This is a genomic window from Pseudomonadota bacterium (assembly GCA_010028905.1).
GTDB lineage: Bacteria > Vulcanimicrobiota > Xenobia > RGZZ01 > RGZZ01 > RGZZ01.
In genome coordinates this window covers 1-11501 of the sequence record RGZZ01000123.1, presented here as the reverse complement: position 1 = coordinate 11501, position 11501 = coordinate 1, and the positions used below count along the sequence as shown (strand labels likewise).

Below are 11501 nucleotides of genomic sequence, written 5' to 3'. Positions count from 1 at the left end.
CGTCGACCTCGTTCACCGTGGTCATCGCCATCGGCGCAGCGCAGGTGAACGGATCGGGAGCGACAGACGCAAGCGGCGCCGCGACGGTGCCGTTTGCAGTTCCCGCGCAGACGAACGGACAGACGGCCCAGGTCACGGTCACCTACACCGGAGGCACCACCGCGACGGGCTCGTTCACCATCGCCCCGTAACGCCTGGATTCGGCGAGCGGCGGCTCAGCGACGCCAGTCGCGCCGCTGCTCGCCGAGGGCGGCCCACCCCTGGGCATAGAGCGGAGCGCGCACGGCGAGGTAGCCGGGATAGGCGTGCCGGGCGTGCTCCACAGCGTCACGCTCGACCTCGACGTACGAGAGCGTGTCTTCGGTCTCCACGAGCACGGTGCCATTCGGCGCCACCGCGAAAGACGGCCCCCCGAGCAGAACACCCGCCTCCGGACGGGGGCGCGGCACCGACAGCACGTAGCAGCTGCCCACCAGGGCGTTTGCGGTGAGAACGGTGCGCCAGCGAGGGAAGGTCGCCTCTTCCGTTGCACGCGGACAGAGCACCACCTCAGCCCCCTGCGCGCTCAGCAGGTGGGTCCCCTGGGGTCGGTTGACATCAGAGCAGATCTGCACCCCCAGACGCAGCGGTGAGCCCTCGATGACCTGCGGGACATCATCGCCCGCGTCGTAGTGATCGCCCTCCCAGAACCCCTCTTCTTGAGGGACGTGCGTCTTGCGATAGTGCGACACGTACTGGCCGTACGCATCAACCAGGACCGCGGTCCCGTGTCGACGCCCCGACTGCGGGTCGAGCTCGATGAGCCCCCCCAGCACACCGATGGCCTCGTAGCGCGCCGCCCGCGAAAGTCGCTCGAACGTCGCCCCTCGCAATGGCTCGGCATCGCTGTCGACGGGCGTGCGCGACGCGGGACGCCAGGGCATGAGGGCAAGCTCCGGCAGCACCGCCAGCTCAGCCCCTCGCTGACGGGCCTCGGAAAGTAGGGTTCTCAGACGATCGTCGCCGTCCGGACCGAAGAAGACCTCACGCACCATTGCAATCACCATGCTTCTCATGAGGCCCCGCTTCAACGACGCGAGGGGCCAACTCCTCCGCCATGGAAACGTCCTTAGGACCCGGGGGGGAATTCGCACTCGCAACGCGAAACCACGGCAGGGGAGGTGGGACGTGCGCAAAATTGCTCTGATGGTCTGTCTGCTGTTGCTGACCGCGCCCACCTGGGCCGACCTCTCCCCGCTCCAAGGCGTGCGCGTGGGCAAGGTGAGCCAGCCCCCCGCTCCCACCCGCCGCGACCCTGCCCTTGAGAAGGCCATCGCGACCGCTGTGAACGCGCCCGACGGGACCGTGGTCTCGTATCTCTACGCCCCCGTGCGCCTGCGGGAGAGCGGCCCGCCCCAGACCCTCGTGCTCCTCGGCGGCGCATACTTCTGTGGCACCGGCGGGTGCAGCGGGCTCATCTTCGATGGCGCCCCGAAGTACCGCCTCCTCCTCGACAGCTCGTGCATGCGCCCTGACTGGCTGGTGACGAATGACCGCCATCACGGCCTGCGCGACATCGTCTGCCGGGTGAGCGGAGGCGGCGAGAAAGCCCACTACGTGCGGCTCGCGTTCAACGGTAGCACGTATCCGATGGCCAACGACGCCCCCTCGGTGCCCCCGTCAACCACGCTCTCCGGTGACCTCTTCCTGGTCGAGGACAAGGAAGGGTCCGATCGCGGCTACCTGACCTTCACCCTACATCGCTAGAAGGAGGCTTGCACGTGTCTTCCGCTGACTCCCCGCCCTCGGTTCGAGCCACACTCGAAGAACTCAAAGCGTACCAGGACAAGCAGTCGGGCGAGATCGCCCGACTGGGCAAGATCAGCACCCTGCTCAGCGTCGGACTGGCCGTGGTGCTCTTCGGATTCATCCTGCTGTTCCTGCGCACCCTCAGCGACAACTTCAGCAAGGAGCGCATCGTGGAGAGCGTGCAGAAGCACGTGCCCGAGATGCTGCCCGACGTTGCCAACGGTGCCGTGCAGATCGTGACCCGGGTGTACCCCACCTACTCCGAGCTGCTCCAGAAAGAGGCGGTCGACGCGATTCCGGAGCTGTCAAAGGTCGTGGAGGCCCAGGTCGGGCTGCTCATCGAGGGCATCCAGAAGGGCAGCGAGGCGCGGCTCCACAAAGCCATCCTCGACGCGTTCACGGGAGAGGGCACGCCGCTGCGCCAGGCATTCCCGAAAGCCTCGCCGCAAGACGTGACAAAAGCGGTCGACGCCTTTGGCAAGGACGTTGAAGAAGACCTGATGGCCGTGACGAACACCATCATGGTCGAACACATCGGCGAGATCATCTCTCTTCAGAAGACGCTGTCAGCGTTCGACACGAAGGGGCTTCCAGATGACGACATCGCGCTCTCGAAGCGCCTCGTGCACGACCTGCTCACCCTTGTCGACCTCGAAGTGAAGGAGGCGAAGTGACATGGCACAGGAGAACGTGACCCCGTCATCCGGTGACGAAGCGGCAACCCGCGACGTCTGCCTCGCCGTCAACCTTCAGGTCCGAGAGGCCCTCGACGAAGAGCTTGCCGGGCTGAATCGCTCCATCAAGATGAAGGTCGGCCTGATCGTGTTCGTCGTGCTCTACATGACCTGGGCCGTGAACCGGATCGGCATCATCGATGCCGAGTTCCTGCTCTCGACGGCCCGCTTCGGCCTGCACGACAGCCAGCAGTCACTCGTGCAGGACGCCTCTGACGAGCTGAAGCGATCAGCGCCCATGACCGTTCGAGGATTGCGCCGCGACCTGATCTCGAGCATCCCCTCGCTGCGCACCGACGCCGAACGAGCCGCGCTCACCTCGGTCGATGCCGTGGCCAAGGAGATCAACGCGGCACTGACCCGAGACGTGGCCGAGCTCCTCGTGAAGTACAAGACCCAGATCGAGTCTTCGAACCCCACGCTCTCCGATGGAGACAAGCTGCAGCGCATGGTCTTCCTGATGCGCCAGGACTTCCGCCATGAGGCAGACAAGGTCGCGCGCAGCCGTTCCGCGGAGTTCTCGGCCGACCTCAAGAAGTTCAACAAGCAGCTCTCACGACTGCGTGAGGGCAAGAACCTCACGCCCACCGAGCAGGTCCAGCGCGACCTGCTCGCCACCTGGCACAAGCTGGCGGTCTCAAAGCTAAAGAAGGGGGAGATCGCCCCCACGCAGTGACCGTGCCGGCGTCGTTGATGGGAAGACGCCAGCGGTTAACAACTTTTTAATGGATTCTCAGAGGGCGATGGTGGACAATGGGCGCATCGGAGGAATGCCCGTGACCGCCATCGCCTTCTCGCATCCCAGACCCGTGGTTCCGCAGCGCCCGCTGCCCCTCGTCCCTCAGACGTCGGGCGTCTCGGGTGATGCGTCGTCGAAGCCGCAGGTCTCCCTCTCCTCGCGGGTCGAGGCCACGCTTTCCAGCGGCCTGCAGTCACTTCAGGCCCTGCCCTCGTTCCTCTACCCCGCCGTCACGGGAACAGCCGCCGAGAAGGCCATCATCCACGAGGCCCTGGGCCGCCTGCCGCTCAAGGACGTCTCCGCCATCTCGTCGGTGCAGATGGTGCCCTGGATCGGTCCCCACGACGGGAACGGCGTCATCCTAGGCGTGACCCGCCCCGCCACGGAAGCCATCACCTTGTCTCGCGGTGGGTGCGCGTACTCGGTCATCGGCGGCGACCTCCCGCCAGGCGTCTCTCCCGACTCGGTGAACCCGGACATGCTGCGCTACACCATGCTGCACGAGGCGGGTCACGCCCACGACTTCGGCGGCGGGCTGACCCGCATGCTGACCCGCGGAGAGCTGTCACGCCAGGCGCCCTTCGGGCAAGCCCCGTTCCTCACCGACTATGCCGGCACAAGTCCGCGTGAAGACTTTGCCGAAGCCCACGCCCACTACTTCGAGAGCACGAAGGAGCTCCAGCGGGTGCCGGGGCTCGAGTCGAACCGGACGCTCAGCGAGATGGATCCCAAGCGGCACGAGGTCATCAAGAAATCGCTCGAGCCCTCCTTCCTCGAGCGTCTCGTCGACCACACCCCGTTCCGGGAGGCCGGCAAGCAGATCGGGGAGTGGTCGTCATCAGCCCCCGTCACGCGCTCGGCCCTGCAGGTCGCCACCACCCTGTCTTCCATGCTCCTCATCACCGACGGGGCCACCGAGATGCTGACCAACCTGGGCAAGGACAAGCTCAACGCGGTGCACGGCGCCCTCGGGCTCGCCGCCGGCGTGGGACTGGCCCTCACCTATGCCAGCCCCCTGCTCGGGCCCGCCGCGCTCGGCGCGCTCGGTGCGCGCCGCGGCATCGAAGTCGCAGGTCAGCGCGGCGTGGCCTCGGCCGGCGCGGCGACGGCAGCCGCCACGGGGGGCGCCATCGGCGGTCTCGTGGGCGGCATCGCCGGTCCGCTCGGAGGCACGGTTCTGGGCTACACGGTCGGCGGACCCGTGGGCGGCGCCATCGGCTTCATCGCCGGCTCGCTCACCGGACTCCAGGGCGGAAGCACCCTGGGAGCTCGCGCCGGCCTCGCGCTGGCCCGCGCAGCCTGACATTCGTCGAGCCTCTCGGGGCGGAGCTGCGCGAAGAGGGTTCAACGCCGCATCCAAGAATCTGACGGCCCATGGCGACCGAAGCGCACGAGCCTTCCTGCAGCCCTCCCCCCACCGCTCGCGTGCTGTTCACGGTTCTGGGCGCGCTTCTATGCGTTGCCGGATGGGGCAAGCTCGAGATCAACCTGGGCACGTGGCTACACGTAAGCCTGGGGGGCAGCGCGAGCGGGGTGTTCCGGCTGCTGCTGCTGACGTACCTCGCAACGCGCATCGCGGCCCGCGACATCGATCTGCGCCGCACCGGCTGGTTGCGCGAGCCCTTCGTCTGGCTCTGTCTCGTCGCCATCGCATCGCCCCTCTGGAACGACCCAGACCCGGCCTGGCCGGTGCGGCGTCACGACACCGCACAGATCTTCAGCCTCGTCCTGCCTGCCCTCATCGTATACAGCAGCACCCGCTATCTGCTCGACCAGGGCTTTCACGTCTTCAGCCTTCCGCTGCTGCGCATCCTCGACGTGGCCCTGACCCTGGTCTCGGCGCAGGTTCTCATCTCCGCTCCAACCGTGCTCACCGACCTTCATCAGGTCGACTCGAACTACGAGCACCACACCCACATCGCCATGCGCATGGTGATGGCCATGCCCATCACCCTCGGGCTGCTCTTCAGCGACCGCCGACGCGCAGAAGAGGAAGGGCAGGCCGCGAGCGGTCCCGGCAGGCAAGCCCTCTACCTGCTCTTGCTCGCGCTCCAGGCGATCGGCCTCATGATCGCGCACTCCCGAATCGGGTTCATCGCGTTTGCGGTCGTGATGGCCCACGGGGCGCTGAATGCCACATCGGCTCGGCTGCGGCGCGCCATGGTCGTGGCCTCGCTCGGCCTGGCACTGGCCGCGCTGGCGGTGCCACAGGTGCGCGCCAGCGTGTCGAGCCTGCTGCATCTGCGCACGGAGGAGAACTACCAGCGAAGGGTCGTGATCTATCAGACCAACCTCGCTCTCATGGCCCGTCACCCGTGGCTGGGCCTGGGCTTCTCCTCACGCACGTTCCTCTACGCCGGACGCGCGCTGGAAGGGGAGACCTTCGAATACGAGCACCCCCACAACCTGTACATGCAGATCCCGGTGTATCTCGGGCTGCCCGGCACAGCCTGCCTCGTCGCGCTGCTGATCAGCATCGGCGCGGCAACGCGCCGCTTGCGAGAGCGCGTTGCAGAAGACCAGGCCCCGCTGCTGCTCGGCCTGCGTGGGGCCCTCGTGGGCCTGGCCGTCATGAACCTCGCCGAGACGGTGCTCTCGAGCGAGCGACTCACCTTCATGGTGCCGGTGCTCATCGCGTTCGTGATGTCTTGGTCACGCCTGGTCAGCGCTGCGCCGCAGGCGTCGACAGGAGATCAGACGTCGAGCCCCACCGCGCGCATGAGGGCCACAGCGTTGCTGTGCTCCACCACCCCCGCGCGCAGCGTGTAATCGAAGCGCATCACCCCATCGATCATCTCATCCTGGAGATGCACGTTGATCGCCCGCGGGGCGAGCGCCTCGACGATTCCGGTGAGGGCCAGATCGTGGGTGGTGACGAGTCCCAGAGCGCCGCGCGCGATGAGCGAGCGCACCACGGCCTCCGCGCCGATGCGCCGATCGTGGGAGTTCGTGCCGTGCAGGATCTCGTCGAGCAGGAAGAGCAGGGGACGCCCGGGCTGGCCTGCGAGGTCGACGATGTGGCGCAGCCGGGTGATCTCGGCATAGAAATGCGAAACCCCCTGCTGCAGGCTGTCATGGATGCGCATGCAGGCCCCCACGGCAAGCAGGCTGATGCGCAGCGAGGTCGCACGCACCGTTCCCCCTGCGAGCGCGAGCACGGTGTTCACCCCCACGGTGCGCAGCAGCGAGCTCTTTCCCGCCATGTTCGATCCGCTCACCAGCATCAGCTGCATACCGCCGTCGAGACGCACATCGTTCGGCACCGCCCGCGCCCGCGGAAGAAGAGGATGGGCCAGTCCCGCACCGTCGAACACAGGGCCGCTCTTCTCCAGTTCGGGAAACACATCGGCGGGGCTCTCGAACGCGAGCGCAGCGAGAGACAGCAGCGCCTCGATCTCGCCCAGCACCTCGACCCACACCCCCACACGCGCCCCGTCACGCGCGCGCCAGGCTTCGATGGCGCACGCGACCTGCGTCGACCAGAGCAGAACCACGCCGAAGGGGGCGAAGAAGATGTTGCGCATGGCCTCGGCGTACTCCATGCGTGTGATCAACGCCCGCAGACGCACCGACGGCTGCCCCTCGAGGCGCTGCCAGAGCGACTGCAGGAGGGGAGACGCGACGCGCTCGCCCTCGATGCACGCCAGGAAGTCTGCCAGGAGCGAGAGATCGTGTCGCGGTCCGTCGATGCCCCGCGTCACCTGAGACACGGCCTCGCGCGGCCAGAGCGCAAAGAGCTGACCGAGAGCGAAAAGCGCGAGGAAGGGGCGCGCGTCGAGGCCAGCCCCCCACGCGAGGAGCGCGGCGAAAGACAGGCCACCGAGCACGGCAGCGACAATCCGGGTCACCGGTGAGGTGAGCGTGAGCTCGCGGTCTCCCCAGCGCGTGAGCCGCTCGCCATCGATCACGCCGCGGGCGTCGCACACCGTGGCGAGCGCCTCTCGAAGCGCGAGACGCCCGCGAAGCTCATCGACGGCGCGCTGGCGCTCACGCACCGTGTCGAGGTCTGCCGGCGCGCACAGCCAGCGGGCGAGACACGCCTCTCCCGCCGCCGTGCGCGCCCCGCACAAGAGCTCGAAGAGAGAGCCGGGGCCGAAGAGGTCGAGGTCGCCGCTGTAGGGATGGGCCGGGTCGATGAACCGCGTTCCCTCGACGCCTCGCCCGATCCACGCATCGTCGAGCCGGTGCAGCGCGTCGTCGTGGAACGAGACCGCGCGACGGGCCTGCTCGTGACGCGCCAGCACCTCGCGATGACGCAGCACGAGCGCGATGAAGGCCGCGAAGGGAATCCAGAGCCACGCCCCCGCGAGCGCGTGGCGCTCGGTGACAAGCCAGGCCAAGGCCACGAAGACAAGAAAGACCACCAGGCGCGCCGTGCCGAGGGTGCGAACCTGCGCCCAGGCGGCCTCACGCGTGGCGCGACTGGCTTCGAGGCGCGCGACGTGCGCGCTGCGCGGATCAACCGGAGGAAGCATGGGGGCGGAGGTTCCTCTCCGCGCACCGCGCCTCCTCTGCGCCTCACCCGCGCGGGAGGAAACCGCGGGCGTGAGGGGAACCGAACGGCCCTATGGCGACACGAAAACCCCGGGGCGTTGCGTACGACCCCAGTCGATACTACAAGTACGAGGCTCTGACGGCGTACATGCACGCCGTGGCCGAGGCCTATCCGCATCTCGTCAAGGTGCACTCCATCGGACGCTCGCCCCACGGGCGAGACCTGTGGCTCGCCGAGGTGACCAACACCGCCACCGGCCCGGCCGATGAGAAGCCCGCCTACTGGATGGACGGCAACACCCACGCCACCGAGCTCGCCGGGTCGGCCGCCTGCCTGTACGCGCTGCATCACTTCACCCAGGGCTTCAACGTCGATCCGGACGTGACACGCCTCCTCGACACCCGCACGGTCTACATCCTGCCGCGGCTGTCTCCCGATGGCGCCGAGTACTGCCTCGAGACCGGAGACTACCTGCGATCGGTCAACCGCCCCTACCCGTTCGAAGAGCGCTGGGAAGGGCTGCGCCCCTGCGACGTGAACGGCGACGGTCGCATCCTGCAGATGCGCGTGCGCGATCGTCGCGGCGAGTGGAAGGTCTGCGACACCGATCGCCGGCTGCTGGTGAAGCGCGCCCCAGACGACCACGAAGGCGAGTTCTACCGCATCTTCCGCGAAGGCATGATCGAGGACTGGGATCAGTTCCGCGTCGAGGTGAAGCCAAGCCCCTACCGCATGGACTTCAACCGCAACTACCCCTACAACTGGGTGCCGGAATTCGATCAGGGCGGAGCGGGGAACTATCCCCTCTCCGAGCCGGAGACCCGCGCGGTGGTCGATTTCCTCCACGCGCACCCGAACATCTGCGGCGTCAACACGTATCACACCTACAGCGCCGTCATCCTGCGCCCGTTCTCGATGAAGCCCGACGAGGACATGCCGGTGGGCGATCTCGACACCTACAAGGCCCTGGGCGCGCGCGGCACGGCCTTCACAGGATACCCGTGCATGTCGGTGTACCATGACTTCCGCGATCACCCCAAGGACTTCATCCGCGGGGGCTTCGACGACATGTGCTACGAACATCTCGGCGTTTTCGCGTTCACCACCGAGATCTGGTCCATCGGCAAGGCTGCAGGCCTCGATGTGAAAGACCCCATGAAGTTCCTCTGCGAGCGCACCACCGAAGACATGCTTGCCATCTTCGCCTGGCACGACAGAGAGAAGATCGACGCCTTCGTCGACTGGACGCCCTTCGAGCACCCCCAGCTCGGTCCCGTCGAGATCGGAGGGTGGCAGACCCTGTTCTCGTGGTCGAATCCGCCGCCGCGCTTCCTGCCTGAGATCTGCGATCAGCTCACCCGCTTCTCCATGGCCCACGCACTGGCGTCGCCACGCCTCGTGCTCGAGCGATTCGACGAGGAGGTGCTGTCACGCAAGCCGGTGCTGCGAAAGATCACGCTGGCCGTGGCCAATGAAGGCTACCTTCCCACGAACGTGACCGAGATCGCCCGCAAGCGCCGCATCAGCCGCCCCATCGAGGTCGAGCTCTCGCTGCCGAGCGGCGTCGAGCTCGTCATGGGCGAGCGGCGCGTAGAGGTCGACCATCTCGACGGCATCTCCAATGTGGTGAACGCAGGCTACGCCGACACCACGTACTACAGGGGAACGACCGAGCGACATCGCCAGAAGATCGAGTGGCTCGTGCGCGGCGCCGGAGAGATCGGCGTCACGGTGAAGAGCGCTCGGGCGGGCGTGCTGCGCGCCACCACGGCACGCTAAGGCTGCGCACACACCGCGGCGTCGCGCTCGGCGAGAACAGCGGAGAGCCTTCGCAGGCGCTCGCGCACGAGAAGGAAATCGAGGAAGGCGGCATACTCGAAGCGTCGGCGCGCCGCGAGCGCGTCTCCCTCCTCGAGGTCGATCTGCCCCAGCGTGTAGTGTGCCGCCGCGTCCTTGGCAAAGCCTTCGAGCATGCGCGTGAGGCATCGACGCGCCTCGTCGAGCTCGCCCATCTCGTGATGGCAGCAGCCGAGGGCGTACAGCACATCGGGTGTCTCGCCATCCCGACGCGCCGCCTCGCGCAGACAGGCAAGAGCGGCGCGCGGCTGCTTCTCCTGCAGATAGGCGAGCCCCAGAACGCAGAACCCGCGGGGCACCTCAGGGCATCTGCGCACCGCCTCCCGTGCATCGACGATCGCCGCCTCCGAGCGCTGGGCGTACAGCGCCTTCTCGGCACGGCTCACGAAGAGCTGGGCGAAGAGCGGATCGACAATTCCCCCCACAAGGCGATCGAGCAGGCCGTTGCGCGCGATGCGCTCTCCCCAGGGGAGGTTCGTCCCCTCGGGAGCATCTTCGACAGGGGGGGCATCACCATCGCGCGAAACCGGCGAGAGCGACGTCTCACGCAGACGGCTGCCCTCTGACGCGCCAAGGCCCGCAAGCGTGCGCTCGACCTCCACGAGGAGGCGACCGAGCAGGCGATGAGACGCCTCCACACCGCTTGCCTCGAGCTCGGCCAGCGCCTCGGCCGGACGCCCCTGCCGCATCATGACGACCGCCTGAAAGCCTCGCGCCAGGCGGTTCTGTGGTGCCTGTCGCAGCGCCTCGTCGAACAGCCGCCGCGCGCCCTCGAGGTCGCCGGCATCGGCCCGCGCGAGCCCCTCGAAGACCGGCCACGCCGGATTGGCCGCATCGTGCGGAACCGAAAGCTCGGCCAGCGCAGCCTCCGGCTCTCCCCGCTCGAGGTGCGTGAGCGCGAGCTGGAGATGGCTGAGCGCGTTCTCCGGCGCAAGCGACACGGCGCGCTTCGACCACTCGAGCGCGCCGTCGAGATCTCCCTTTGCGACAAGGTGACTGGCCCGCGATACCGCGCGCCAGATCTTCCAGGCTCTCACTGCGCAGCCTCCTCCAGGTCGATGCCCGGCGCCACGTCGACCGTCTGCTCACGGCTGTAGGTGACATACCCTGCCGGCGTTCCGGGGGGCTTCTTCACGTGCTTGACGCGGGTGTAGTCGACCGCCACCCGTCCTGCCGAGGCCGCTCGACTGAATCCCGCGGCCAGCCGGGCGGCGGCGCGGATGACGTCGTCCGGTGGCACGGCCTCCCCGCCCTTTCCACGAATGACCACGTGGGCGCCCGGGATCTGACGCGCGTGCAGCCACCAGTCTTCTGGGCGCGCCATCCGGAGGGTGAGCAGCTCGTTCTGGCGCGGATTGCGCCCGACCAGGATGTCGTAGCCCCCCTTCTCGTACCGCCGTGGCTTCGCGGCGAGGCTTCGCGGGCGCTTGCGAGGGGTTCCGCTGAGAAGCCCCTCGGCCATCATCTGGGCCTCGATCTCACGCAGCTCGTCGCGTTCCACCGCGGTCTCGACCGACGACGCGAGACTGTCGAGATAGGCGATGTCGTGCTGCGAGCGCGTGATGACATCTGCGATCGCGTCGACGCCGCGCTTGCTCTTGCGATAGCGCTCGTAGTAGGCCTGGGCGTTCTCTGACGCCGACTTGTCCGGATCGAGAGGAATGCGCACCAGGGCGCCGTCGTGCATGTAGTCTTCGAGCGTGATCTCGGTGGCTCGGTGAGGGACGCGGTACATGTTGGCCGTCAGCAGATCGCCGTACTGTCGCCACTGCTCGAACTGCTCGGCCTTCTCGAGATCGCGCTCCTGGGCCGCAGCCCGGCGCACCACGCGGTCGCGGGCGCGAGAGATCCCCGCGAGCAGCAGACCGCGCAGCACCTCGAGGCCGGC

At 67.7% G+C, this 11501-nt stretch carries 11 protein-coding genes; 7 read left to right on the top strand and 4 right to left on the bottom strand.

The window, feature by feature from the left end:
* Positions 1-191 (top strand): hypothetical protein (locus EB084_10640; GenBank protein NDD28710.1); only part of this gene is annotated, 191 nt, incomplete at its 5' end.
* A gap of 24 nt (positions 192-215) precedes the next feature.
* Here the strand turns inward: EB084_10640 and EB084_10635 are convergent.
* Positions 216-1313, bottom strand: a complete 1098-nt coding sequence (locus tag EB084_10635) for a carbon-nitrogen hydrolase family protein (protein ID NDD28709.1) — start codon at positions 1311-1313, stop codon at positions 216-218.
* A 10-nt stretch (positions 1314-1323) separates the two neighbouring features.
* Here EB084_10635 and EB084_10630 point away from each other — a divergent pair, with 10 nt between their 5' ends.
* From EB084_10630 to EB084_10610, 5 genes are all read left to right on the top strand, one after another.
* Positions 1324-1746 carry a hypothetical protein gene (locus tag EB084_10630; GenBank protein ID NDD28708.1) on the top strand — a complete coding sequence of 141 codons (423 nt, stop codon included), beginning with the start codon at positions 1324-1326 and terminating at the stop codon, positions 1744-1746.
* 14 nt (positions 1747-1760) lie between these two features.
* On the top strand, positions 1761-2462 hold the full coding sequence (locus EB084_10625; GenBank protein NDD28707.1) for a hypothetical protein: 702 nt from the start codon (positions 1761-1763) through the stop codon (positions 2460-2462).
* Position 2463: 1 nt separating this feature from the next.
* Complete coding sequence (locus EB084_10620; protein ID NDD28706.1) at positions 2464-3198, top strand: hypothetical protein; 735 nt, start codon at positions 2464-2466, stop codon at positions 3196-3198.
* A gap of 67 nt (positions 3199-3265) precedes the next feature.
* A complete protein-coding gene (locus EB084_10615; GenBank protein ID NDD28705.1) occupies positions 3266-4564 on the top strand; it encodes a hypothetical protein in 1299 nt (432 codons plus the stop codon).
* A 71-nt stretch (positions 4565-4635) separates the two neighbouring features.
* The gene (locus tag EB084_10610) at positions 4636-6030 is read left to right on the top strand and encodes an O-antigen ligase domain-containing protein (GenBank protein NDD28704.1); all 1395 of its coding nucleotides are present in this window, start codon (positions 4636-4638) and stop codon (positions 6028-6030) included.
* Here the strand turns inward: EB084_10610 and EB084_10605 are convergent.
* A complete protein-coding gene (locus EB084_10605) occupies positions 5955-7736 on the bottom strand; it encodes a DNA mismatch repair protein MutS (GenBank protein NDD28703.1) in 1782 nt (593 codons plus the stop codon). The genes EB084_10610 and EB084_10605 overlap by 76 nt on opposite strands.
* Positions 7737-7828: 92 nt before the next feature.
* Here EB084_10605 and EB084_10600 point away from each other — a divergent pair, with 92 nt between their 5' ends.
* Positions 7829-9535 (top strand): carboxypeptidase, encoded by a 1707-nt coding sequence (locus EB084_10600; GenBank protein ID NDD28702.1) that lies wholly within the window; start codon positions 7829-7831, stop codon positions 9533-9535.
* Here the strand turns inward: EB084_10600 and EB084_10595 are convergent.
* A complete protein-coding gene (locus EB084_10595; protein ID NDD28701.1) occupies positions 9532-10650 on the bottom strand; it encodes a hypothetical protein in 1119 nt (372 codons plus the stop codon). The genes EB084_10600 and EB084_10595 overlap by 4 nt on opposite strands.
* A partial coding sequence (locus EB084_10590; GenBank protein ID NDD28700.1) for a fibronectin-binding domain-containing protein occupies positions 10647-11501 on the bottom strand: 855 nt, incomplete at its 5' end. The genes EB084_10590 and EB084_10595, both read right to left, overlap by 4 nt.